A 24,722-nucleotide genomic window follows, 5' to 3' on the forward strand; every position below is an offset into this window, starting at 1 on the left:
TAGACCGATTAAAAACCAGCAATGCCTATACTCATCTCCATTTTCAGCATATTGTTTCTGTCCATCATCTTGATCTTTCTGTATTTGGATCACAATGCCAATGCTGAAGAAAGGGCAAAACGGAAGCTCTTCAAAAAAGGGTTTGTTGAAAAACAGATTCGGTTAAGCAATGGCACCGTGATAAATTATGGTGAAGGCCCCAATAATGGACCAGCTTTACTGCTCATCCACGGGCAGGGTGTAGATTGGAAAAATTACTATACCGTCCTTCCGGAACTATCCAAGACTTTCCACATATATGCCATAGACTGTCATGGACATGGTAAATCTTCTCACAATCCGGATCGCTATTCGGGTAAAAAAATGGGCGAGGACATTATACGTTTTATAACTACCACAATCAAAGAGGAGGTCTATGTTTCTGGTCACTCATCCGGCGGTTTATTAACGGCATGGCTTGCTGCTCACTGTTCGAAAGTTCGCGCAATTGTACTCGAAGATCCGCCATTTTTTTCAACGGAGAAATCCCGAACGCAATCTACCTTCGCCTGGCAGGACAGTTTCCGATTGATCCATGATTTCCTGCAACAGGATACAGAGCAAGATTATTTATTGTATTACCTCCCCCGCAGCTATTGGAAGGATAAATTTGGTAAGTTATGGTCCATTATCCAACGACAGGCGATTAAGTTCCGTGCAAATGAACCAGACAAAATATTTAGGGTTCCATTTTTACCCCCTTCGTTAAATCGCATCTGGGAAGTCCCTTCCAATACAGCCTATGACAAGCGGTTTGGGGAAGCGTTTTATGATAACAGTTGGTTCGAAGATTTTGATCAGGAGGAACTTTTGGCTCAAGTTCGCTGCCCGTCTACATTGATTTTCGCGAAGAGCAGCAAATGGAAGAGCCATGATGAGAACGGGATATTAATGGCTGCCATGTCTACGGATGATGCCCAACGTGCGCATGAACTACTACCCAATAACGAACTCATCACTGTAGATTCGGGACATGGAGTCCACAATGAAAAACCAGTAGAGTTTATTGGGATCGTACGGACTGCATTTTTGAAATAATATCCTTTCTAACCTATTTATTCCGTTTTGCTTCTACTATTTTATTGACCCGATACATCAGGACGATACACAGCAATATACTGGCTAAGGTTACATAGCCCAAGACTTCAAAATTCTGAAAGCCCAATCCATCGGGATCATCAATCAGGATCACCCCTCCTAAAATGGATGCAATCCCTCCGCTGGACTGTTGGATGGCTGAATTGACATTCATAAAGGCTCCACGCTCTGCAGGCTCGGGGATTGCCGTAATCATGGCCGTTGCGCTGATAATGCGTGAGGAGACAAAAAGCATCATACAGCCAAAGGATACTGCCACCATAAATAAATTTCCGGAAGGCAGATTCACGAACCACAGCATTGCTACACCGGTTAGTAAACTCCCAAGGACAAACAGTTTATACTTGCCCCATGAGTCCGATAACCTTCCCCAAATTGGCGAACCGATCAAGGTTGCAATCCCTGCTGCCAAAAAGATAAACGGAAGTTTAGCTTCCTCATAATGCAGATCAAACACAAGATGGGGTGTAATATAGGGTTGGAGTATAAATCCACCGGTAGCTAGAAAAAAGGTAGTTGAAAATGCAATCAAATACGTTCTATTGGTGAAAATTCTTTTAATGACCTGGAAATAACTGCTCCGGATCTCCGGATTGGATTGCGATGGAATGGGTTGCATATAGCGCACCAGCAACATGATATTGATCAGTCCCAGCACGACGATAAAATAAAAGGGCACATGCCAGCTCCATAAATGGGCAAGGTACAAGCCAAGTGGAATACCCATAATTTGACTTACGGAAAAGGCCATCTGGATAAATCCCATCACCCTGCCTCGCTGTTCATAGCGGAAATAATCCGTCACGATGGCGAACGTTATTCCCGACATGACGCCACCAAAAATGCCGGCAACCACCCGTGCTCCCAAAAGAAAATAGTAGTTCGGTGCCACGGCACAGCAAAGGGTTCCCACAATAAAACCAACGTACATGAAAAGCAGGATCTGTTTTCTGTCATACCGGTCAATAAATCCCGCCAAGAGAAATCCAGATGCACCTGCACTTAACGCATAAGCCGATACCAGGATGGCAAACTGATGCGTTGAAATATCGAGTGCTGTAATCATTTCGGCTCCCAAGGGTGCCATTACAGCAAAGTCGAGCACCACTGTAAACTGAACTATGGCCAGTAAGGCCACTAATAATTTTTCATAGCTGGAAAAGGTCATATCCGGAGGTTCAAGTTCGCTGAATTATTTGAGTTGGAGAAAATCAATTAGTTCTCTGGCAGCTGCCCGACCTGCCCTATTGGCGCCAATTGTTGAAGCTGAAGGGCCATAGCCCGTCAGGTGAATTCGAGGATCCTTAGCTACCTGCGTGGCCAATTGACCTGCCATCACCACTCCGCCATCCTCCGTGACCAGATTCAGGTGCGCCAAATGGTCCAAGGAATGTCTGAAGCCTGTATTCCAAAAAATCACATCTGCATCCATGGTTGTTCCATCGTTCCATCGGACGCCATTTTCGGTAATTTCATCGAACATGGGCAAGCGGTCCAATTTTCCGGAATTCAGCATTTCTTCGATTGCCGGTGTAATGGGAAGCCCAGTCACGGAAACCACGGATTTAGGAGGCAATCCCTGGCGAACGCGTTCTTCGACCATAGCCACAGCTTCACGGCCAAGCTCCGGATTGAACTCATAATGGCGGAAATCCGGTGAACGACGGGTTACCCAGGTCGTACTTGTGACCTTGCTGATCTCTCCCAGTAACTGGACTGCCGAGATACCTGCCCCAACAATGATCACATGCTTTCCCCGAAACTCTTCGGGGCCATGGTATTCACCTGTGTGCAATTGTCGCCCTTTGAATTTTTCCCAACCAGGATATTTAGGACAATTCGGCGTTTTCCAGGTACCTGTCGCATTGATTATTCCACGCGCACTGAACTGAACACCATTGGTGTGGATCAGAAATCTTCCCTTACGCTCTATGACCTCGGTTACCCGAATTGGCCGAATTACAGGGAGGTCAAAAGTTTTTTCGTACTGTTCATAATATTTGGGAAGCGCCACATTGGCCTGTAAGCCTTTATCATCCTTATCAACCACTGCGTCGAAGGCTAAGCCAGGCAGATCATTGATACCATTCACATTACTTAGGGTCAATGTATCCCATCGGTGCTGCCACGCACCCCCAGACCCAAATTCATCATCCAGCACTACAAACCCCTTACCCGGTTCAATCCCCTCTCTTTTCAGGTGGTAAGCTGCGGAAAGGCCTGCTTGGCCCGCACCTATGACAACAATATCAACTTTATAAAAAATATCAGGTTTTGCGCCCTGACTTTGATCGGTCTTCTCGTTACTTTTATTTTCTGCATCCATATGCATATTTCCAATTTAAAGGTATACTCCATCAACAATCAAATGCTTCGATTGTTGGCAAAATCAAGTATACAAAGAATAACTTTTATTCAATTTATGCTACCCAATAATTAGAAATAGATGACAATGCAATACCTAGTGTCTTCTCATTAAATTTAGCGCTCGCGCGCTACTCATTTTATCCACTTCAAAAATCTCTTCCAAGCTCGGGTCGGCAAACTATTCGAACCTTCAAGAAAGTATCCATAATCTGTCTTTCTGTACCATCTAAACTTGGTGGAATCGTCAAATTTAGGTTCCCATAACTAGCTGAAACAGATAAAAACAAGTTGAATACTGGTAAATATGTAACAGCTAAGGATTGAATATTAACCTAGGATAAGTCAAAATGTCTTTGATACAATCGGCTACAGAAAAAATAAATACTTACTTTTTTTATAAAAAAGATTAATATAGCCCAAAGTGGCTAATAAAGAAGAGTTTACAAGAACCGAAAGTGCTATCGGTAACGATTTAGTAATGGTGCTTACTGCACTCGCTTTCATCTGATTACCTTGTAAATCATTACTGCAAATTTAATAAAAAAAGGGTTAAGTCGTAGCGTACTTAACCCTTTTTCTGCTTTTTCCAATATACATCATAAAGCGTAATGAAAATAAATCTTCCCCAAGTTGGGGCAATCTGTGATATTGGTTCCGATATTATTTCCAAGTTTTGACAAATAAACAAAATGCAAATCCGAAACGTATGGTGTTAATCTCTAAAAGTCTAAGCTATGGAAATCGTGTTGAACAAAATATTATCGGAAATTCAGCGTCAGGAAGAAAAGCTATCTTCTCAAATGATGCAAACTGCGGATGAGGCATATCAAATGACCTTGTACCTAAAAGAAATGCTCTTTAGCATAAAGACCAAAGTCTTGCAAACCGGATTTAAAAACGAACAGCAGGAGATTGATTTTTTCAAGAACATCAAACCGCAAATTTTAGGGAAACTCATTTACTACAATAAAGTTTTCCGGATTGAAACTACCTGTCCTGTAAGCAACGGCAGAATACACCAAAGCTATTTTGAAAACCAATTGAAAATCCTCAAATCCGAATATAAGGAAAGCATATCCAATGAGGATTTTTACAGGTATTACCGTGCTGGCAGAACCGACCGTGACCCTAATTATTTCAGGCTCGGGAAAATCAATTACCACGATGGTTTAAAGAGTGCGGTATTTGAAATTGACCTTAGCTTTTCAACTTATTACGATAACAAAGTCGCCCATATCATAGCCAATGAATTACTTTATACTTTTTTGCTTACCAAAATAAACCCTGAAAAAAATCCCGATAACATCTTAATAAACGGGGATGGAAACAAAGACATTTCTTGGACTAACTCGCAAAATGCACTGATAGAATTGATTTACGCTTTGTATGCTTCCAAATCTATTGCACACGGTAAAATGGGTATTAGAAAATTGGCATTGATTTTTCAAATTTTATTCCGAACGCCGTTGAACGATATACATCATTCTTTCCATCGGATGAAAACAAGGGCAGGCTCCCGGACAGTGTTTTTAGACCAACTCAAAATTTCCCTCGAAGAGTATATGGATAAAGACCTTTAGCAATATCTGCACAGGTATTGGAAAGCAGTACACAAAATGTACTGCTTTTTCTTTGCCCATATATGCCAATTGGCAAATATGGGCAAAGGGTTCCCGCAAAATATCCCAACCCCGCTAAAACCCTTATTAAACAAGGGTTTTCCTCATTACAAAAATTTTCAAAAAAGTGCCAAACCAATGGGTAAGCATTGGCAGACAAACACTACCACACTTCTGAATTTTGCCCTGTGAACATTAAACAACAGCACAATGAATATTATAACAGTTGACGAAGAAGTGTGGAAGCACCTCAACGAACGGTTGAAAGCCATTAGCGAATATATCCTCAAACTGGAAGATACAAGCTACGATAGCTTGTGGCTCAACAATCACGAAGTCTGCCAGTATCTACACATCAGCGAAAAAACATTGTGGCGTATGCGTACCAATGGGCAGATAGCTTTTTCAAAAATGTACGGGCAATATTACTATACGATTGGTGCTATCAAAGAAATGCTAAACGCTAACGCTGTGCAAACTACCGATGAATATGTAGAGCAGCTTATGGCGAAAGGTAAAAGCTATATCGAAAAAGGCAGAAAGCTGAAATCAGGTAATCATTAAAAGCGTACACGTATGAATATTGACAAAATGGAATTTGTGGCGTGGATGGAACGCATAATGGATAGGCTTGACATTCTCGGCAACCACATAGACGATTTACAAAAGAAGCGTAACAGCATAGACGGTGAGGAATTACTCGATAATCAGGATTTATTGCAAATGCTGAAAATAAGTAATCGTTCCCTGCAACGGTATCGCTCCATAGGCAAGCTCCCATATTATACCATTAGCGGAAAATTGTATTACAAGCTGTCCGATGTGCATCAGTTCATCAGGGAAAGTTTTAACCCACCCTTGCCCAAACTGGATGCCAATAAGTGACAAACACTGCCTTTGAGTGCCACATAGTGCAAATCAGTGAAGGCTTCCTTTACATTCGACCGTGAATTTTTAAAATTTTCAGACTATGAGTGAAGAAACAACAAATAAACAGGAAATGCCCGAACAGCTTTCGGACATATTACTCGTACTGGATAAAGAAAAAATGAAAATCCAGGCAGTAAAAAGTATCGACGAAAACGGAAAAATGGAAACCGTTGACCCCACGAAAAAAAATCAAAACCAGTTTATGCGTGTGGATAAAAGCGGCGATTTCTTTTCCAACTTCTTTTCCAATTTTTTCAGCCAGTTAAAGAACCCTACAAACTTTACTTTCTTCAAAGTGCCTGCCCCGGTTGCTGCTGAAAAAGCAGAGGAATTACAAAAGCACGTAGATAAGCCCACTCCACAAGGCGAAAAAGTGCTTAAAGAACACGAAGTGAAAGCAGAACCCCAACCCGATAAAAAACAAGAAAATCAAAATAATATGGCAACAGCACAAACAACAACGGAAGCAAGCGAATACCGCTACAAGCCGGAGCAGATTGATTGGGACACAATGAAAAACCTCGGATTAAGCAAAGAGTATCTTGAAAAAAGAAACCTGCTCGACCCTTTGTTACGAGGTTACAAAACCAATGAACTTTTACCGATAGGTATTAACCTCGGTGGCTCTATCCTCCGCACAGATGCCCGCCTGTCTTTACAGCAAGGCGAAGACGGCAATGTTATCGTGGCAATACACGGTATCAAAAGAGAACCTAACCTCCACTTTGAGTTTTTCGGTCACAAGTTTACGGACGAAGACAAGAAAAACCTGCTCGAAACGGGCAATATGGGGCGTGTGGTCAATCTCGTAAATTCCAAAACAGGCGAACTAATGCCGTCCATTATCAGTATCGACAGGCTGACCAATGATGTAGTTGCACTGCGCACGGAGTTTATCAAAATTCCCGATGAAATTAAGGGCGTAAAGCTGAATGACGAACAAAAGCAAACGCTGATGGAGGGCAAACCACTCTATTTAGAGGGTATGATTTCCACGAAAGGAACGGAATTTTCGGCAACGGTACAATTCAATGCGGACAAACGATACGTTGAGTTCCTGTTTGACAGAAGCAACAACAATCAGCAAGCGCAAACGAACCAACAGAATACTCAACAAAGCAATCAGCAAAGCCAACCGCAGGAAGCTCCAAGAACTTTCAGGGGTAAAGAATTGGATGATGAGCAGTACAACAAATTCAAAGCCGGACAAACCATATACGTTGAACTGAAAGACAAAAAAGACCAACCGTATAAGGGTTATATCACTTTCGACAAAGACACCGGAAAAACCAGTTTTGAGTTTCCCGGTCAGTATAAAGCACGAGTAGAACCTGCTGAAACCCATAAGACGCAGACTGCCGTTAATTCGGAGGGCAAAACCAACGAAGCGACCAAGAACGTCCAAGAGCCTTTGAAGTCCGGGCAGCAAAGACCGAAAAACGAAAAGCAGCAGGAACAACAGGACAACAAGCCTGCAAAATCCAAAGGCAGAAAAATGTAGTGTGATATGAAAACAATTATTGCAGAAAAACCAAGCGTAGCAAGGGAGATAGCCGGCTTGTTGGGAGCATCCGATAAAAAGGACGGCTACCTGACAGGTAACGGCTATTTTGTTACGTGGGCATTCGGTCATTTAATAGGACTGGGAATGCCCGAAGATTACGGCATTTCGGGATTTGACAAAGCATCCCTGCCGATATTGCCCAACCCCTTTTTATTGACCGTCCGCAAGGTCAAAAAAGACAAAGGGTACACCGCCGATACTGGCGCATTAAAGCAACTGAAAGTTATTGAGCAGCTTTTTAAGCAAAGCAACAGCATCATCGTTGCTACCGATGCAGGTCGTGAGGGCGAACTCATTTTCAGGTACATTTATGAATACCTGAAATGCAGCAAGCCTTTTGAACGCCTTTGGATAAGTTCGCTTACCGAAAAGGCAATAAAGCAAGGCTTTGACAACCTGAAAGACGGGGCAGCATTTGACGGACTGTATCAGGCAGCACAAGGCAGAAGCCGTGCCGACTGGCTTGTGGGCATCAATGCTACGCAGGCATTGAGCATTGCCGCAGGCAACGGTATCTATTCGCTCGGACGGGTACAAACGCCTACACTGGCTTTAATATGCAAACGCTACCTCGACAATAAGAATTTCACGGTAAAGAAATATTGGCAGATACAACTAACGCACAATAAAGCCCAGGTTGATTTCAAAAGTATTTCCGCAACCAAATGGGACGAAAAGCAACTTGCCGATGATACCCTTAAAGCTATTCAGCGTGGCGCAAAGGCAAACGTTACCTCGGCAGAAACCAAAAGCGTTACGGAACAACCGCCCTTGCTTTTTGACCTGACAGGCTTACAAAAAGAAGCCAATAAAAGGCTGAAATTATCTGCTGAAGCGACGCTCAATATTGCCCAAAGCCTGTACGAAAAGAAGTTTATCACTTATCCACGCACCGGAAGCAAATACATCCCTGAAGATATGTGGGCTGAAATTCCAAACCTTGTGCGGGCATTGCAGAACCGTGAGGATTGCAAGCAAGCCCTTACCAAAATCAAGTGGGGTCGGTTCAACAAACGTATCGTGAATGACCTCCGTGTAACGGACCATCACGGTTTGTTGATTACGGATAAAGTGCCGTCGGTACTCAATGCAGACGAAAACAAGATTTACAATATGATTGCGCTTCGACTGCTCGAAGCCATATCGCAAGCCTGTGTTAAGGAAATAACCGATGTATCATTACAGGTATTGCATTACGATTTTACGGCAAAAGGCTGTAAAATTCAGGAAGCGGGTTGGCGTTCCATAAAAGGAAGTTTTACCGATGACGGCGAAGAGCCAGTGCAGGAATTACCTGAACTGCGTAAAGGCGACGAACTTGCCATAAAGGAAGCTGCCGTTTTGGAAAAGCAGACCAAACCGCCAGTGCTTTACACCGAAGCCGGGCTTTTGTCGGCTATGGAAACCGCAGGGAAAGAAATTGAGAACGAAGAAGAGCGGAAAGCCCTCAAAAATATCGGTATCGGTACGCCTGCAACAAGAGCCGCTATTATCGAAACCCTGTTTACCCGTAATTATATCCAACGGGATAAACGTTCTTTAATCCCTACCGAAAAAGGATTACAGGTGTATGGGCTTGTCAAAGACCGGAAAATTGCAGACGTGGCAATGACTGCCGAATGGGAATTGGCGTTACAGAAAATCGAGAACAACGAAGCGGATGCGGGAACGTTCCAAAAGGAAATGGAAACCTATGCCAAATCCATTACCGATGAATTGCTGCAAACTTCTATTGCAAGCACCAACCAACCCAAACTGAACTGCCCGAAATGCAAAAGTCAGCAACTCATCATCCGTGATAAGATTGTGAAATGCCCTGATGAGGCTTGTAACTGGGTACAGTTCCGCACCGTCTGCGGTGTACAAATCAGTATTGAAAATGTAACAAGCCTTGTCAATAAAGGCAAAACTTCTTTAATCAAAGGGATGACGAGCAAAGCCGGAAAGAAATTCGATGCTTACATCGTACTGAAAGAAAATGCCGAAAGTTCCTTTGAGTTTGAGAAAAACAAAAGCAGTAAACGCAATGGAAAATAAACCGTCAATCGTACCCAAAGAAATCAGGAACCTGATTTATACTATCCGGGGCAAACAGGTAATGTTGGATAGCGACCTCGCTGCCTTATATCAGGTGGAAACAAAGAACCTGAACAAAGCCGTTAAACGGAATATTGAGCGTTTTCCTGTATCATTCTGCTTTCAACTGACCGAAGAGGAAGTTGAAAACTTGAGGTTCCAAATTGGAACCTCAAGTTTAAATTACGGCGGCAGGCGTTATTTGCCCTATGTTTTTACCGAACAGGGCGTTGCAATGGCATCTGCCATACTCCGGTCTGATATAGCCGTTAAAATGAGTGTTGAAATAATGGAAGCCTTTGTAGAAATGCGGCGTATGCTCATTAGCAACGCTTCTTTGTTTCATCGTTTGGATAATATCGAGTTAAAGCAACTGGAAGCCGACCAAAAATTTGAAGAAATTTTTAAGGCTTTGGAAAGCGACAAGCTGCACAGCGAAAAAGGTATTTTCTACAACGGGCAGGTATTTGATGCCTATGCCTTTGTTTCCGATATTATCCGAAGTGCCAAAATCTCTATTATCCTGCTTGATAATTACGTGGATGATACGGTGCTTACTTTGTTGGGTAAACGTAAAAACAATGTAACTGCTACAATCCTTACCAAAAGCATCAGCAATCAGCTACGGTTAGATTTACAACGCTACAATAGCCAATATCCTCCCGTAGATATTGAGGTTTTCTCCGATGCCCACGACCGATTTTTGATTATTGATAATGCAGAACTCTACCATATAGGGGCATCACTCAAAGACCTGGGCAAAAAATGGTTTGCCTTTTCGAGAATGGATATTGAAGTCGGCAGGATGCTTCAAATATTGAACAAGCCATAAAAGAAGCCCTCCGAAAATTCGGAGGGCTTCTTTGCTATTTTGACACTTAAAATACCCTTATCGTTTTTAAATTAGCTTTAGTAGTATTTCTTCTTTAGCCATAAACTTGCTCTTACTAATAATATCAGAACCGGAACTTCTACCAACGGTCCTATAACGCCTACAAACGCCTGTGGGGAATGAATACCGAAAACCGCTATTGCTACTGCTATTGCCAATTCAAAGTTGTTTCCTGTGGCTGTAAATGCGATTGAGGCGTTTTTGTCGTAAGGAACTTTTAGGGATTTATTGATAAAGAAGCTGACGAAAAACATCAGTACAAAATAGATGATTAACGGTATGGCTACTTTTACTACATCCATTGGCAACTCTAATATTTTATCTCCTTTTAAACTGAACATTAATACTATCGTAAACAGTAAAGCATATAATGTAATGGGCGATATTCGGGGTACAAATTTCCGGTTATACCATTCTATGCCTTTTGATTTTATCAATGCGTAACGGCTTATAAAACCTGCTAAGAAAGGAATACCTAAATATATCAATACGCTTTCGGCTACGTCTTTCATTGATACGCTTACATTGAAATTGGCTAATCCTAATTTGCTTGGTAATACGTTGATGAATAGCCAAACTAAGAAGCTATAAGAAAGTACCTGAAAGATACTGTTCAATGCAACCAACATAGCGGTATATTCTCTGTTTGCTTTAGCCAAATCGCTCCATACGATTACCATTGCGATACATCTTGCCAAACCTATCAGTATCAAGCCTGTCATATAATCGGGTTCATTGCGTAAAAACAAAAGGGCTAATCCGAACATCAGCACTGTACCGATAACCCAATTGAGCAATAAGGATATGCCGATTACTTTTTTATCCTTAAACGCTTGGGGCAATAATGAATAATCCACTTTTGCCAATGGTGGGTACATCATCAATATCAGACCTATTGCCAAAGGAACGTTTGTAGTGCCTACGGATAAAGCATTTGTAATTTTTGATATTCCCGGAAAGAAATATCCCAAACCTATACCTACTGCCATTGCAAGGAATATCCATAAGGTAAGGTAACGGTCAAGAAATTTTAGTTTTGGTTGCATTGGTTATTAACTGATTTTTGAAAAAACATAGAACATTTCCGTTGCTATCTGCAAACTTCTTTCTGCATATACCTTTGATTGCTCCGGTGTATTGTCCGATATTTTAGGGTCTTCAAATGTGACAGGTATTCTTTTTTCCGCACCTGCTATAAACGGACAGCCACCGTCTGCCTGCGAACAGGTCATAATGGCTGTGAATGCTGACACAGGATTGAAAGGGTTATCGTATTTTTTTGAAAATCCGATTATCGGCAAAGCATTATCGCTGTACTTTATGGCATATACAGGGTTATTGGTATCTGCTATTTTGAAAATTTTAAATCCCTGTTCGGTCAATGTTTCTGCGACTTTGGGGAATAGTGCCGTTTCTTCTGTACCACCCGAATAACAATGTACGTTTGGAATATTAAAATGTGCGGACGCTACCTGTGCCCAAACCTGTGATAAATGGCTTCTTCGGGAATTGTGGGTACAAATGAAATTGATGTTAATATCGTGCCTGTCGTTTACTTTTTGCTGTACAAAATCTACTAACGGCTGTAATATCGTTTTACGTTCTTCGCTGATACTGTGAACGCCAATTTTGTTGTTAATGATTTCGATTAGTTTCTGATACATCATATTTTGTTTTAGTAATTAGCAACATCCCGAATTAGGTGTACAGCAAGCATTATTCAGGTCTGATAATTTTACTTTCTGTTTTTCGGCAGGAATACCGCAAGCATCTTGAGCTAAACAGGCGGTTTGTTTATTCTTCAGTATAAAATGATTTCCGTTAAAATCCAAATCAAATTTACCAATCGTTTCACTTTGGTATTCTACTTCTATTTCGGCATCTTCAATACCCAACTTTTCTTCGGATAGCTTAATGATGTTTAATAGCTTTGTTGGCTTTAATCGGTGTTCAAAATCGTTGGCATTCCATAATTGGAAATTGACAACTTTTTCGTTTCTAATTGTTCCGCCACAATCAATAAAATGTTTTGTAATAACACCTATCTCGGTAACGTGAAAGTGTTCGGGTACAAATATTCCGTTCTCTAATTGAAATTCAACATTATCCAATGCTGGTAAGATTTCTTTGATGTTTGATAGTTTCATTGTTTTTTTATTTAATTGTTATATTGCTTTATTGCGATTAATATGCTTAAAAAAAATGCTTAACAGCATTTATCAACCCCTACATTATCTATAAAGAAAGCATTGAGTTCCTTTTTAATCTGCTGCCAAACATTTTCATCAATACAGTAGCACACACTTGTCCCCTCTATATTGCCTTTGATGATACCAATGTTTTTAAGCTCTTTTAAATGTTGTGAAATCGTAGCCTGCGCCAATCCTAATTCTTCCACTAAGTCATTACAAATGCAAGCTTTCTGCTTGATGATGTATTGCAGGATAGCTATACGGGCAGGATGAGCCAGTGCCTTTAAAGTGGTTGCCAAGCTGTTTTGCTGTTCTGTAAATATTTCTGTTTTTGTTACGCCCATCTTATTTGTAATAATATATCGCAATATTACGATAAATATTTAAACCACAAAAGTAGTTTGTGAAAAAACATATAGCCAAGCACCAATTCTGTATAAATAATTAGTTCAATCTTCTATTGTAAATAGCCAAATCCTGCCTTTCAAAGCCAAACCCTACAACATTATCAGAGGCATTTGCTCCTGCTTATAATTTTAGGATTTAAGTAAAATTCTAAATAAAATAAGTATGGATGTACAGCAAAAAGACCTGTCGTATTTCAGATTACGACTACAAGAATTATTAAACAGCAGCTTTCCCGAAAAGGCACACGACCAAAAATTTATTGACCAACGGTCTTCGTGGGCTGCCAATGCTTATGAGGGTGCTTTCCGTTCGGGAAACGCCGTTGAGCAATGCGACGAAATAGCCAACTACATACTTTTTGAGGGCTTGCACTTCTCCAAGTTCGACACGGTTTTCAAAGTGGTATGCAATGAATTTGATACCATAATGGCAGACGAGGAACTGCGACCGTTCGCCCTGAAAATGTTCCCCGTTTGTGAGCCTGTTTTCGCAGGATATGAATTAACCGATGATTTCGCCAACGGAAATGAGTTTGATGTACTCTACACCGAACTGACCGGAACCATCTCAATATGGATTGAGGAAAATGGGCTTCAGTAAAAAGCAACATCTCCAACTGAATATTGATGCCCTGCGAATTGCTTTTAAACTGGAAAAGGAGAAACGCCAAGCCACCGTAGGCGAAAGACTGCTAATGATGCGATACAGCGGATTTGGCGGTCTTAAATTCGTTCTGAACCCCGTAGAAAACGAAATAGACATCAATCATTGGAGAAAAACAGAACACGACCTTTTTCCATTAACGCAGGAACTCCACCAATTACTCAAAGAAAATTCCGAAGACGATAAGCAGTACCGCAGGTATGTGGACAGTATGAAAAGTTCCGTACTGACGGCTTTTTATACCCCGCCAAAGGTTATAGATGCCATTTCATCCGCCTTGCGGGATAAGGGTCTGCATATTGATAAATTCCTCGAACCCTCCGCAGGTATCGGCTCATTCATCCAATCCTTTTCGGAAAATCAGAAAGCCAGTGTTACCGCCTATGAAAAAGACTTGCTCACAGGTAAGATTTTAAAGCAGCTTTATCCTGAAAGCAATATCCGTATCAACGGTTTTGAGGAAATTCCCGAAAGGGAACAAAACAACTATGATATAATCGCCAGTAATATACCGTTCGGCGATACTTCTGTATTTGACCTTTCTTATTCACGCAGCAGAAACAGCGCAAAGGAACAGGCTGCCCGAAGCATACACAATTACTTTTTTCTGAAAGGTGCTGATATGCTCCGTGAGGGTGGTTTGTTGGCTTACATCACTTCGCAGGGCATTCTGAATAGCCCTAAGAACGAACCCATACGCAGGGCGTTGATGCAGGATAATAATTTGGTTTCGGTTGTAAGACTGCCCAACAATCTGTTTACCGAATATGCAGGTACGGAAGTGGGCAGCGACCTGATTATCCTGCAAAAAAATACGGCAAAACAAAATCTGACCGACAGGGAAGATCTGTTTTGCCAAAGCAAGCCAACCGAATACAATACGCCGGGCAATGCGCTCTTTCAGGACGGTACAAGAATTATCCATACCGACCAAAAATTAGATACCGACCCATACGGTCAACCTGCCTTAATCTATACGCATAAAGACGGTGTTGAGGGTATTGCCAAAGATTTAAAACAAATGCTTTCCGAAGATTTTGGGAACCATCTGAATTTGAATTTATACAAAGGCGAACGCAATGATGAGCCTATGATACAAATTCCGATTGAACCAAAGGTTACACCTCCGGTCATAGACCCTGCAATCGTTCAGCAAAAACCGCAGCTTATAACCACTCCGGTAGTCCATCAGGAAAGCCCACAGGAACTAAAACAACTAAGCATTTTTGACCTGTTTGAAAGTGCGGGTGAGCCTGTAATGGTGCTTGCTCCACCTAAAAGAACTACCCAAAACAAAAGGCAAAGTAGTAATAAAAGAAGAGGCACAATAGGTCGTCAACCCGACCTGTTCAGCAGTGCCCGGCAGCAACCTTATACACCGCTAAAATCCAATGGTGCTACCAATGGAAAAAGCCAAGTAAACAGCAAAAAACAGGAAGCCATCGGCGACCTGTTTTCACAAATAAACGGCAATGGCCAGTCTGATAAGACTGCCATTCCCGTTACCGATATTAACACCGTTCCTGAACCTGCTCCGTATAGCGGCGAACTGCAATTATTCCACCGGAATGATTGCCTTGTGGTGGATAACGGTTGGGTCGGCTATTTGCAAGAGGTGGATAAGGAAGACAAAAAAGCTATCTTTCATCCATTGCAATTGCCGTCGGCACAGAAAGCAAGAGCCGAAGCCTACATAGCCGTAAGGGACAGTTATATCAACCTGTACCAAAAAGAAGCTGAAAAACAGACCGAACACAGGGAAGAACGGGAAACCCTGAACCTGCTGTACGATGCCTTTACCAAAAAATACGGCAATCTCAATACTGCCGACAATGCCAAGCTGATAAAAACAGACAGTGCAGGTAAAGAAATCCCCTATCTGGAGCGTGTCATTGGCGGCATAATCCATAAAGCGGATATTTTCAGCCGTCCGGTCAGTTTCTCTACTACCACGTTAGCAACCGACAATCCCGAAGAGGCTTTAGCTGCCTCCCTGAACAAATACGGAAATGTGGATTTGGACTTTATGTCCGAAATCAGCAGCCTGCCTGCCGATACCCTGAAAGAAGCCCTGCACGGGCGGTTGTTCTACAATCCGCTACAACAGGAATATGAAATAGCCGAACGTTGGATTGCAGGCAACGTGGTGGAGAAAGCAGATGAAGTAAGAGCCTATCTCGAAAACTATCCCGATGATACCGAAGCCAAAGAAAGCCTTACCGCTTTAGAGGAAGCCCGACCAAAACGTATCGAATTTGAGGAACTGGATTTTAACCTCGGCGAACGGTGGATACCTACCGGAATTTATGCCCGTTTCGCTTCGCATTTGTTCGATGCGGATGTACTGGTTCATTACTCCGAAAGCTCCGACGACTTTTCCGTAAAGTGTCATCAGGGCAATATGCACATTTGGGAAAAATATGCGGTCAAAGCGGAAAGCCGCACGTTTGACGGTATTGCCCTGCTTAAACACGCCCTTGTCAATACCACGCCTGATATTACCAAAAAAGTAATGGTTGGCGACCAAGAGGTTAAAGTACGGGATATGGAAGCCATACAAATGGCGAACACCAAGATTGACGAAATCCGTACCGCCTTTACCGACTGGCTACACGCACAGAACGATGAGTTTAAAAACAGGCTGACCGACCAGTACAACGATACCTTTAATTGTTTCGTTCGCCCAAACTATGACGGAAGCCATCAGGAATTTCCGGGATTAGACCGCAAGGGAGCAGGCATTGAAGACCTGTATTCAAGTCAAAAGGACACCGTTTGGATGATAAAGCTGAACAACGGTGCTATCTGCGACCACGAAGTAGGCGCAGGAAAAACGCTGATAATGTGTACCGCAGCGCAGGAAATGAAGCGTTTGGGATTAGCCCATAAGCCGATGATTATCGGGCTGAAAGCAAATATACCTGCCATTGCCGAAGACTACCGTAAAGCCTATCCACACGCCAAAATCCTTTATCCGGGTATTGATGATTTTACGCCGAAAAAACGCCTGCGGATTTTCGGGGATATTAAAAATAATGATTGGGATTGCGTGATACTTACGCACGACCAGTTCGGAATGATACCGCAATCGCCCGAAATACAAAAGGAAATCCTCGAAATAGAACTGGACAGCGTAGAGCGCAATCTCGATGCCCTGAAATCGCAGGGCAAGGAAGTGACAAGGGGAATGCTCGCCGGGGTAATCAAGCGGAAAGAAAATCTTGAAGTAAAGCTGAAAACGCTGCAACACGATATTGAAAACCGTAAGGATGATATTGTGGACTTTAAGATGATGGGCATAGACCATTTGTTTGTGGACGAAAGCCACCAGTTCAAAAACCTGATGTTCAACACCCGTCATACACGGGTTGCCGGATTGGGTAACGTGGACGGCAGCCAAAAGGCACTGAACCTGCTTTTTGCAATCCGCACCATTCAGGAGCGTACCAATGCGGATATGGGCGCAACCTTTCTTTCGGGTACGACCATCAGCAATTCATTAACGGAGCTGTACCTACTGTTCAAATATCTGCGTCCCCGTGCATTGGAAAAACAGGGCATTCATTCTTTTGATGCGTGGGCAGCTATCTATGCAAGGAAAACGACCGATTATGAATTTTCGGTAGCTAACAATATTGTAGCAAAAGAGCGTTTCCGCTACTTTATCAAAGTGCCGGAACTTGCGCAGTTCTATTCTGAAATCACGGATTACAGAACGGCAAAGGATATTGGTATTGACCGACCCAACAAGAACGAGGTATTATACAATATACCGCCAACGCCCGACCAAGAAGCCTTTATCCAAAGCCTGATGGCTTTTGCCAAAACGGGCGATGCTACTTTGCTCGGAAGAGAACCATTATCGCAAAGGGAAGAAAAAGCAAAGATGCTCATTGCGACGGACTATGCCCGTAAGATGTCGCTCGATATGCGTATGGTAAGTGGTATATACGACGACCATCCCGACAACAAGGCTTCGCATTGTGCGGTAAATATCGCCAAGTTTTACAACCAGTTCAACGCACAGAAAGGAACGCAGTTCGTTTTCTCCGATTTGGGAACCTACAAGCCCGGCGAATGGAACGTGTACTCCGAAATAAAACGCAAACTCGTGGAGGACCACGGCATACCTGCGCACGAAGTAAGGTTTATTCAGGAAGCGAAAAATGATAAGCAACGTAAGGAACTTATCAACGGAATGAACGAGGGCAAAATCCGTGTACTGTTCGGTTCTACAAGTATGCTCGGAACTGGCGTAAACGCACAGAAAAGAGCTGTTGCCGTTCATCATTTAGATACACCGTGGCGACCGTCTGACCTTGCCCAAAGGGACGGGCGGGCAATCAGAAAAGGCAATGAGATTGCCAAATTCTTTGCCGATAATAAAGTTGCTGTGATTATCTATGCAGTTGAAAAATCGTTGGACAGTTACAAATTCAACCTGCTGTATAATAAGCAGCTTTTCATCGACCAGTTAAAGACTAACAACCTGACTAAAAGAACGATTGACGAGGGAAGTATGGACGAAAAATCGGGAATGAACTTTTCGGAATATGTGGCAATCCTGTCAGGAAATACAGACCTGTTGGATAAAGCCAAACTGGAAAAACAGATTGCCGGACTGGAAAGCGAAAAGCAGGCGTTCAACCGCTCTAAATCCAGTGCCAAATTTAAGGTACAGGATTATATGGAAATGTTGCAAAGCACTCAATCCCGTTTGAGCCGGATGAGTACCGACTGGGAAAACTTACAGCAACGCCTGCAAAAGCGTTCGGACGGTACAATCGAAAACCCTGTGCTGTTAGATGGCTTGCCGCCCAATGCAAATCCGAAACAAATAGGCGCAAAACTGAACGAGATTGCGAACAAAGCCCGCACGGCAGGCGACTATCGTGAAATAGGCAACCTCTACGGGTTTCAATTATTGGTTAAAACAGAACTTCCAAAGGATAATTCAACACTCGAAAGGGTCAATAGATTTTTTATAACTGGCGAGGGCAATATCAAGTACACCTACAATAACGGTCTGATGGCAAAAGACCCCGAAACCGCCGCAATGAATTTTTTAAGGGCTTTGGAAAAACTGCCGGGCTTTGTGAAGCAGGAGCAGGAGAAAATCGCTGAAATACAAAAAGACCTGCCGATGCTTCAGGAAGTGGTTAACGGTACTTGGGCTAAGGAAAGTCGATTGAGTGAGCTTAAAACGGAACTGGCTGCCGTAGAAAGAAAGATACAGCTATCTATTACGCCGGAAACCAAACAAGATGCTTCGGAGCAGGCAGAAAAGCAGAATGAAGCCCCAAAGGTGCAGGAAAGCATTATACGGACAAAAGGCGTTCATTCACCTCGTGGCGTATTATAATAGTCGTTACTTTTCGTCCTTTTCGTCCATTTTTTTTATTAGGGCTTCACACAGGCTGTCAAGGAATTTGGTTCGGTTTATCTTACGGGCTTTCAGTTCCATAAACGTGTGGTAAAAATCGCCTAACTCAATATTAAAGGCTTCTTCAAAAGTTTTAGCTATCAATTTTATGTCTGTATTCCCATTGTTAAATACACCGTGGGAGTACAGTGCATATATGAGTTCCGTCAGTGCCGTTTTACTTGCCGTCCATTTCAATGAATTGTCCGACCCCCTTTTCACATTGATGTTATTGAGCCTGTCTTCCAAATAAACTTGTATCAGGTCATTGGCAATAATCTTGGCAACCTTATAATCGTGTGAAGTAGAAAAACGATGGTCTGCTTCAAAATAAAATGTGTCTAACCACAGCCTTATATCGTGCTTGCCACGCACAAAGAATTTTTCGTCAACGAAAGAATTATTGCTGCGGTAATACTTGTAAAAATCAAGGTTGTTTTCAAAGAACCTTTTTAGCTTTTTCAGTTCTTTGGTAAAATATTTCTTGGTACGCTTGTTCCCGTAGGGTCTTCTTGTTTCGATTTTATAGATGGCATTGTAGTAGATGAGCTTTGAAACAATAACAGGTTTCTGATACTTGAAAAAATGGATTTCTTCTTCCATATTCTTAAAGTCATTTTTCAGTACAAAGTCCTTTAAGTCGGCAAGGCTTTGTATGATATGGTGTATAACGGCTTCAATTCTTTTTATGGGGCAGTCGGTTTCAATCTCCAGTTCCTGGATTGCAGTTTCCAATTTAAGATATGTTTCATTGTAAAATTTATCCATTCGCTTCATTTTGATGTAATATATTATTGGTTAATACAGAAAAGCTAACACTGTTCGTATTAGCTTATGATGCAATTACTGCTTAAAAAAATTCAACCTCTACCGTATTGATGATGGAACGATAGATAGATTTTTGTTGCATACTTTAAAGGGTTGTAGTATGATGCAGGTTAGTCTTTGCGAATTACACCTGCATCACCTCCTTTTTTTTACCGATATTTTTTTACGGTTATGCAGTTTACAACCCTTAGTTATTTAATTTTAATAAGTCAATGCCAGCCCCACACCAAAGCCCATATCGCTATCATAGTGGGTACGTATACCTATATTCTTATTAATGATATACCTAAGTTCTCCCATATACTCTAAGTCGGTATTCACCATAAAACCACCTCTTAGTCTTTTTGAAATTGGTATATCTTCACGCATTAACTGCAATCTCACAATACCGTCGTGATATACTTCTGCCTGAAAATTGACCAGCATAGGCAATGTATACATAAACCCTAAACTGAACGCCCTGCGGGTGTCTTTCTTGTTGGTTTGTCCAAATATGTTCTTTTCGTGTTCATCTTCTCCCATTTTACGGTAGCGGTAATCAAAACCTACAAAGGGCATGAACCATTGCATTTTTCCAATGTATCTACCTAAATGGGTTTCTACTTCATAACCGTGCATACTATTATAGCCTAAACGCCATTCTGTACCTAATGACCATCTTGCATTTTGCAACATCGCTCCACCGTCATTTCCATTCGTTGCAAAGTCGTTTTCAATCATAAAGTGAGGCATATTGCTTTCCCTTTGCAGTTCTTTATAGGCTTTTGCTTTATCGGGTAAATAGGGATTTTTGTAATCTCCAACTTCAAACACCCTGTTCATTCCTGCCATCATATGATAAAGAATATGGCAATGGAAAAACCAATCACCTTCCTCATTTGCTAAAAACTCTATTGTATCCGTTTCCATCGGCATAATGTCCAATACATTTTTCAAAGGCGATTTTTCTCCCTTACCGTTAATAACCCTAAAATCAAATCCGTGGAGGTGCATGGGATGACGCATCATGGAATTGTTATAGATGGTAATCCGTAATATTTCTCCTTTTTTTACAGGTATTTTGTCAGTTTCCGAAAGTATTTTATTATCCATGCTCCATACATAGCGGTTCATGTTGCCAGTAAGTGTGAATTTCAACTCTTTTACAGGCGCATCATTTGGAAGAGAGGTGTTATAAGGCGATTGCAACATAGCATAATTTAATGTTTTGATGTCCCCCAAGGCATTAGCGTTGTAACGGTTAGCGTCGTTATCCATGTCCATACCCTCATGCTTACTGTGGTCTGCTTTTTTTGTTGCATCTCCGGTAATTTCGGGATACATCACTACATTCATGTCCATTTGGTTAAGGCTCATCTTCATGCCCATATCGTCCAAATCGCCATTCATTTTCATCATATCGTTCATCATCTTCATCCCCTCGAAATACTTCAATCGTGGGAGCGGGGAAATAAGCTGTTTGACCCCATCACCTATAAATAAACTCGCAGATTGTGTCCTGTCTTCGGTTGTTGCTAAGAACTCGTAAGCCAAACCATCTTGAGGGATAGTCACTACAATATCGTAAGTTTCAGAAACGGCAATGATTAACCTGTCCACCTCTACAGGCTCAACATCATTCCCATCACTCGCTACTACTGTAATTTTTCCTCCAGCATACCTTAGCCAGAAATATGAAGACGCCCCTCCATTGGAAACACGCAATCTTACTTTGTCGCCTGCTTTTAGCTTTTTACCATCAATTGTTTTCAAATCGGTGCTATGGCTACCATTTATTAGGACTTTATCATAGTAAACATCACTAACATCCATTGCCAGCATTCGCTTCCATTCATTCTTTACTTTCACTCCAAATTTCCCTTCTTTAATCGCTTCAACGTATGATTGTGTAGCCTCTTTTTTGATAGCAGCCCAATCGTTGGCATTATGCAGCATCCTGTTAATGTTGTCGGGGTTAAGATTTGTCCACTCACTTAATATAATTGGAACGGTCGGCAAATCGTCAATTCCTTGTCTGAATGTCTTATCATCGCTTCTTTTCTTCATGATAAAACTTCCGTACATGCCAATCTGCTCCTGCAATCCTGAGTGGGAATGGTACCAGTGCGTACCATGCTGGATAATCGGAAAACGGTAGGTGTAGGTTGTGCCCGGTGCGATGGGTTTTTGTGTAAGCCAGGGCACACCGTCTTCTTTATTGGGCAGGAACACACCATGCCAGTGAAGTGATGTGCTTTCTTTCAATTGGTTGTGCACCACTATTTCGGCAGTGTCGCCCTCGGTAAAGGTAAGGGTGGGCATGGGGATTTGCCCGTTTACGGCAATGGCTCTTTTTTCTTTCCCGGCATAGTTTACCAATGTGTCTTTTACATACAATTCGTAACGCACTACTTTCTGTGCGAATAATGTTTGTGTGCAAAGCAGTATCAGCACTGTTTGCAAAATTCTTATAGGTATTTTATTATATCTGTTCATGATTTGAAAAATTTTATTTAATGCTGTCTTCCATTGTGCTAAACCACGCTATCAAAACCTGCTTATCCTCCGGTGACAATACTGCATTGCGATGAATTAGTGTGTATGATGACAACGGCATTTCCCCGTCCTTAACCTGCCCGGCCATAGCCCTGAACTTGTTTCGCTGCCTGCGGACAGAATAGTCGCCAAATTCGCTAAAGTTGAGTTCCTCTTTCCCCTTTTTTATATGCTCTGCCATGTACCATGCGCCGGGCTGGATACGGCTGTACCACGGATAATGGGTATTGTTGCTATGGCAGTCATAACAGGACTGAACAAGGATAGCCTTTACATTTTGGGGTACGGTGTACACCCTTTCGATATGGGTGGCTGGCACTTCAACCGCCTGGTTCCGTAAGGGCTGAAAGAACTGTATGGCAATCAGGACGACAGCCAGCCCCAATATGATTTTCTTCTTTATGGTCATAATTATTTTATTGTGGCTTCATCTTTTTGTGTCTACTGTTTTTTCACATACTTGGCATAATTCTCCTTGTTTTCAAAATAAGAAACTTCACCGTTATTTCCTGTCACAGCAATCACCGCATTAGCTTTGTCTACCTGCTTATGGGAATAGGGGTCTATCGCCATCCGCACGGTCGCATCTTTTGGAATACGTTCCTTACACATTTCGCAACATCCGTAATAGGTTTTACCATCAAATTTTACGTCAAACTGCCTTTTGCCCATATAGGCATCGTTGACCATGCAGACTTCATCCGATGGAACCAATTCACCTATTTGGTTACTATGCCCGTGGCTTTCCGGAGTTGCCTGCGAATGCTGTGTCGCTTCATCCTTATTTGACCCTACCTGTCCGCAAGCGGTGAATAGCAGGGCTGATAAGGAAATAAAGCCGATTATTATTTTGCTCATGTCGAAACTGTTTTTTAAATTTTATTATTTACTTTCTTCAAACTCTTTTAGCTTGCGCTTCATCAGTTCAATTTCTTCCGCTTGGGTTTTAAGTATGTTTTTTTGCAGCTCTATCAGTTCCGGGTCGGTCAGGTGTGCCTTTTCGGACATCAATATGGCTGCTGCGTGATGGGGTATCATACCCTTTGCAAACTGCTTGTCCCCGACATTGATTTGTTCCCTGATACCAAACCATGAAAAGATGCCAACGGCAACCGAGATGATGGCTATCGCCCAATTCATCTTCCTGTTGGGGTACATCACTTTCATTATCGCTAATTCGATAAGCAGCATTGCCGAGGTCATCAGCAGGGTCATGTACAGGTTATTGATATTGGGTATCAGGTTCTGCCACTCGTCAATCATGGCGTACATGATAAAATACATCACTGCGAACATGGCGACAGCCATCACCGCAAAGCGTTTGTACATGCCCGAAGCATGTTTTGGATTGTGCGTGCCATGCTCCGAGGCATGACCCGCATTGTGATTGTTTTGCATATTTTCCATAACCCGAAATTTATTTGCTGTTAATTGTTTTTTCCACCTTACCGCAGGTCAGCATTTTAGAACCGTAGTAAGGGTTTTTGATTTCCTTGTTTTCGCTGAACCAAACAGCACCCTTACCGTCATTGAACATCGGGCAATGGTCCTGATACAATGTTTGCGATGTACCGAACAAATCAATCAGGTCTTTCAAATCTTCGCCAAGCGAGGCCAAATGTTCCCGCTGGTGGTGGATGTTGCCGACATTTTCCCCGATATGTTCTGCGTGTTCTTTAGCATCGTCCGCTATGTCCATGTACTTTTTGTGCTTATCGGCAGGAACGGCTTTCATGTCCACTTTATTCAGGGTAGCTAACAGCTTTTTCCCTGAACTGGCGGCAGCTTTGTCATCGTCCGAAACAAGGGCGTTCTTTAAGGACAGATAATCGGTAACTATGGGCGCAATAGAAAAGTTTTTTGCTTCTTCTTTTCCTGTTGCTTTTGCTTCCTGACCGCTCGGAGTTTCACTCACAACGGGCGCAGCTACCGTATCATCCTCTTTTGGTTGGGAAGCTGACTGTTCTTGTGATACAACAGCAGTATCACTTGAAGACTGCTCGTTTTTGTTGGATGCCTGATTGCATGATACTGTTACAAATGCCATGATAACAGCAATGATTGATAATGTTAGATTTTTCATTTTTAT

The 24,722-nt window shown here is 42.2% G+C and carries 21 protein-coding genes; 9 read left to right on the forward strand and 12 right to left on the reverse strand.

Features of this window, described 5'->3' with window-relative positions; genetic code table 11:
- The first annotated feature begins 21 nt into the window (after nucleotides 1–21).
- Complete coding sequence (locus G6N79_RS14110) at nucleotides 22–1,077, forward strand: alpha/beta fold hydrolase (RefSeq protein WP_103905113.1); 1,056 nt, start codon at nucleotides 22–24, stop codon at nucleotides 1,075–1,077.
- Between the two features lie 13 nt (nucleotides 1,078–1,090).
- On the opposite strand, the gene G6N79_RS14115 is transcribed toward G6N79_RS14110, so the two are convergent.
- Nucleotides 1,091–2,305: an MFS transporter gene (locus tag G6N79_RS14115; protein WP_103905112.1), complete on the reverse strand. Its 1,215-nt coding sequence runs from the start codon at nucleotides 2,303–2,305 to the stop codon at nucleotides 1,091–1,093.
- 24 nt (nucleotides 2,306–2,329) lie between these two features.
- Nucleotides 2,330–3,463 (reverse strand): NAD(P)-binding domain-containing protein, encoded by a 1,134-nt coding sequence (locus G6N79_RS14120; protein WP_103905381.1) that lies wholly within the window; start codon nucleotides 3,461–3,463, stop codon nucleotides 2,330–2,332.
- A 775-nt stretch (nucleotides 3,464–4,238) separates the two neighbouring features.
- Here G6N79_RS14120 and G6N79_RS14125 point away from each other — a divergent pair.
- The 6 genes from G6N79_RS14125 to G6N79_RS14150 all read left to right on the forward strand — a co-directional run bounded on the left by G6N79_RS14125 (nucleotide 4,239) and on the right by G6N79_RS14150 (nucleotide 10,525).
- A complete protein-coding gene (locus G6N79_RS14125) occupies nucleotides 4,239–5,084 on the forward strand; it encodes an RteC domain-containing protein (RefSeq protein WP_103905111.1) in 846 nt (281 codons plus the stop codon).
- A gap of 249 nt (nucleotides 5,085–5,333) precedes the next feature.
- Nucleotides 5,334–5,687: a helix-turn-helix domain-containing protein gene (locus G6N79_RS14130; RefSeq protein ID WP_013632656.1), complete on the forward strand. Its 354-nt coding sequence runs from the start codon at nucleotides 5,334–5,336 to the stop codon at nucleotides 5,685–5,687.
- Nucleotides 5,688–5,699: 12 nt separating this feature from the next.
- Entirely contained in the window at nucleotides 5,700–6,008 is a 309-nt protein-coding gene (locus tag G6N79_RS14135; RefSeq protein ID WP_002978404.1) for a helix-turn-helix domain-containing protein, read from the forward strand.
- An 85-nt stretch (nucleotides 6,009–6,093) separates the two neighbouring features.
- A complete protein-coding gene (locus G6N79_RS14140; RefSeq protein WP_103905110.1) occupies nucleotides 6,094–7,554 on the forward strand; it encodes a DUF3945 domain-containing protein in 1,461 nt (486 codons plus the stop codon).
- A gap of 6 nt (nucleotides 7,555–7,560) precedes the next feature.
- Entirely contained in the window at nucleotides 7,561–9,654 is a 2,094-nt protein-coding gene (locus tag G6N79_RS14145; protein WP_103905109.1) for a type IA DNA topoisomerase, read from the forward strand.
- On the forward strand, nucleotides 9,644–10,525 hold the full coding sequence (locus G6N79_RS14150; protein WP_024566641.1) for an ORF6N domain-containing protein: 882 nt from the start codon (nucleotides 9,644–9,646) through the stop codon (nucleotides 10,523–10,525). Before G6N79_RS14145 ends, G6N79_RS14150 begins: the two co-directional genes overlap by 11 nt.
- A gap of 77 nt (nucleotides 10,526–10,602) precedes the next feature.
- Here the strand turns inward: G6N79_RS14150 and arsB are convergent, their stop codons facing one another.
- The 4 genes from arsB to G6N79_RS14170 are packed head-to-tail and all read right to left on the reverse strand — an operon-like array spanning nucleotide 10,603 to nucleotide 13,121.
- A complete protein-coding gene (gene arsB, locus G6N79_RS14155; RefSeq protein WP_024566640.1) occupies nucleotides 10,603–11,631 on the reverse strand; it encodes an ACR3 family arsenite efflux transporter in 1,029 nt (342 codons plus the stop codon).
- A gap of 6 nt (nucleotides 11,632–11,637) precedes the next feature.
- Nucleotides 11,638–12,252, reverse strand: a complete 615-nt coding sequence (locus G6N79_RS14160) for a low molecular weight phosphatase family protein (RefSeq protein WP_455430868.1) — start codon at nucleotides 12,250–12,252, stop codon at nucleotides 11,638–11,640.
- A 15-nt stretch (nucleotides 12,253–12,267) separates the two neighbouring features.
- Complete coding sequence (locus G6N79_RS14165) at nucleotides 12,268–12,732, reverse strand: DUF6428 family protein (RefSeq protein ID WP_103905107.1); 465 nt, start codon at nucleotides 12,730–12,732, stop codon at nucleotides 12,268–12,270.
- Between the two features lie 59 nt (nucleotides 12,733–12,791).
- A complete protein-coding gene (locus G6N79_RS14170; RefSeq protein ID WP_103905106.1) occupies nucleotides 12,792–13,121 on the reverse strand; it encodes an ArsR/SmtB family transcription factor in 330 nt (109 codons plus the stop codon).
- Between the two features lie 226 nt (nucleotides 13,122–13,347).
- Here G6N79_RS14170 and G6N79_RS14175 point away from each other — a divergent pair, with 226 nt between their 5' ends.
- Entirely contained in the window at nucleotides 13,348–13,785 is a 438-nt protein-coding gene (locus G6N79_RS14175) for a DUF1896 domain-containing protein (RefSeq protein WP_048499054.1), read from the forward strand.
- On the forward strand, nucleotides 13,772–19,210 hold the full coding sequence (locus G6N79_RS14180) for an N-6 DNA methylase (protein ID WP_103905105.1): 5,439 nt from the start codon (nucleotides 13,772–13,774) through the stop codon (nucleotides 19,208–19,210). The genes G6N79_RS14175 and G6N79_RS14180 overlap by 14 nt, the downstream gene beginning before the upstream one ends.
- 6 nt (nucleotides 19,211–19,216) lie before the next feature.
- On the opposite strand, the gene G6N79_RS14185 is transcribed toward G6N79_RS14180, so the two are convergent.
- The 6 genes from G6N79_RS14185 to G6N79_RS14210 form a co-directional block, all read right to left on the reverse strand.
- Nucleotides 19,217–20,038 carry an RteC domain-containing protein gene (locus tag G6N79_RS14185; protein ID WP_091098934.1) on the reverse strand — a complete coding sequence of 274 codons (822 nt, stop codon included), beginning with the start codon at nucleotides 20,036–20,038 and terminating at the stop codon, nucleotides 19,217–19,219.
- 261 nt (nucleotides 20,039–20,299) lie between these two features.
- Nucleotides 20,300–22,573, reverse strand: coding sequence for a multicopper oxidase family protein (locus G6N79_RS14190; RefSeq protein WP_091098863.1), 2,274 nt, complete (start codon nucleotides 22,571–22,573; stop codon nucleotides 20,300–20,302).
- Between the two features lie 13 nt (nucleotides 22,574–22,586).
- The gene (locus G6N79_RS14195; protein WP_072885944.1) at nucleotides 22,587–23,042 is read right to left on the reverse strand and encodes a heme-binding domain-containing protein; all 456 of its coding nucleotides are present in this window, start codon (nucleotides 23,040–23,042) and stop codon (nucleotides 22,587–22,589) included.
- A 32-nt stretch (nucleotides 23,043–23,074) separates the two neighbouring features.
- Nucleotides 23,075–23,491, reverse strand: coding sequence for a hypothetical protein (locus G6N79_RS14200; protein WP_078797523.1), 417 nt, complete (start codon nucleotides 23,489–23,491; stop codon nucleotides 23,075–23,077).
- Between the two features lie 24 nt (nucleotides 23,492–23,515).
- A complete protein-coding gene (locus G6N79_RS14205) occupies nucleotides 23,516–24,031 on the reverse strand; it encodes a DUF305 domain-containing protein (RefSeq protein ID WP_234993142.1) in 516 nt (171 codons plus the stop codon).
- A 19-nt stretch (nucleotides 24,032–24,050) separates the two neighbouring features.
- Nucleotides 24,051–24,716 carry a DUF3347 domain-containing protein gene (locus tag G6N79_RS14210; protein ID WP_002993266.1) on the reverse strand — a complete coding sequence of 222 codons (666 nt, stop codon included), beginning with the start codon at nucleotides 24,714–24,716 and terminating at the stop codon, nucleotides 24,051–24,053.
- Between the last annotated feature and the right edge of the window lie 6 nt (nucleotides 24,717–24,722).

The organism is Sphingobacterium lactis (assembly GCF_011046555.1).
GTDB lineage: Bacteria > Bacteroidota > Bacteroidia > Sphingobacteriales > Sphingobacteriaceae > Sphingobacterium > Sphingobacterium lactis.

Coding starts and splice junctions, on each gene's coding strand:
- G6N79_RS14125 (WP_103905111.1), top strand. CDS start 4,239: ATGGAAATCGTGTTGAACAAAATATTATCGGAAATTCAGCGTCAGGAA.
- G6N79_RS14175 (WP_048499054.1), top strand. CDS start 13,348: ATGGATGTACAGCAAAAAGACCTGTCGTATTTCAGATTACGACTACAA.
- G6N79_RS14180 (WP_103905105.1), top strand. CDS start 13,772: ATGGGCTTCAGTAAAAAGCAACATCTCCAACTGAATATTGATGCCCTG.
- G6N79_RS14190 (WP_091098863.1), bottom strand. CDS start 22,573: ATGAACAGATATAATAAAATACCTATAAGAATTTTGCAAACAGTGCTG.
- G6N79_RS14170 (WP_103905106.1), bottom strand. CDS start 13,121: ATGGGCGTAACAAAAACAGAAATATTTACAGAACAGCAAAACAGCTTG.
- G6N79_RS14140 (WP_103905110.1), top strand. CDS start 6,094: ATGAGTGAAGAAACAACAAATAAACAGGAAATGCCCGAACAGCTTTCG.
- G6N79_RS14210 (WP_002993266.1), bottom strand. CDS start 24,716: ATGAAAAATCTAACATTATCAATCATTGCTGTTATCATGGCATTTGTA.
- G6N79_RS14200 (WP_078797523.1), bottom strand. CDS start 23,491: ATGAGCAAAATAATAATCGGCTTTATTTCCTTATCAGCCCTGCTATTC.
- G6N79_RS14160 (WP_455430868.1), bottom strand. CDS start 12,252: ATGATGTATCAGAAACTAATCGAAATCATTAACAACAAAATTGGCGTT.
- G6N79_RS14110 (WP_103905113.1), top strand. CDS start 22: ATGCCTATACTCATCTCCATTTTCAGCATATTGTTTCTGTCCATCATC.
- G6N79_RS14205 (WP_234993142.1), bottom strand. CDS start 24,031: ATGCAAAACAATCACAATGCGGGTCATGCCTCGGAGCATGGCACGCAC.
- arsB (WP_024566640.1), bottom strand. CDS start 11,631: ATGCAACCAAAACTAAAATTTCTTGACCGTTACCTTACCTTATGGATA.
- G6N79_RS14185 (WP_091098934.1), bottom strand. CDS start 20,038: ATGGATAAATTTTACAATGAAACATATCTTAAATTGGAAACTGCAATC.
- G6N79_RS14115 (WP_103905112.1), bottom strand. CDS start 2,305: ATGACCTTTTCCAGCTATGAAAAATTATTAGTGGCCTTACTGGCCATA.
- G6N79_RS14120 (WP_103905381.1), bottom strand. CDS start 3,463: ATGGATGCAGAAAATAAAAGTAACGAGAAGACCGATCAAAGTCAGGGC.
- G6N79_RS14165 (WP_103905107.1), bottom strand. CDS start 12,732: ATGAAACTATCAAACATCAAAGAAATCTTACCAGCATTGGATAATGTT.
- G6N79_RS14135 (WP_002978404.1), top strand. CDS start 5,700: ATGAATATTGACAAAATGGAATTTGTGGCGTGGATGGAACGCATAATG.
- G6N79_RS14195 (WP_072885944.1), bottom strand. CDS start 23,042: ATGACCATAAAGAAGAAAATCATATTGGGGCTGGCTGTCGTCCTGATT.
- G6N79_RS14145 (WP_103905109.1), top strand. CDS start 7,561: ATGAAAACAATTATTGCAGAAAAACCAAGCGTAGCAAGGGAGATAGCC.
- G6N79_RS14130 (WP_013632656.1), top strand. CDS start 5,334: ATGAATATTATAACAGTTGACGAAGAAGTGTGGAAGCACCTCAACGAA.
- G6N79_RS14150 (WP_024566641.1), top strand. CDS start 9,644: ATGGAAAATAAACCGTCAATCGTACCCAAAGAAATCAGGAACCTGATT.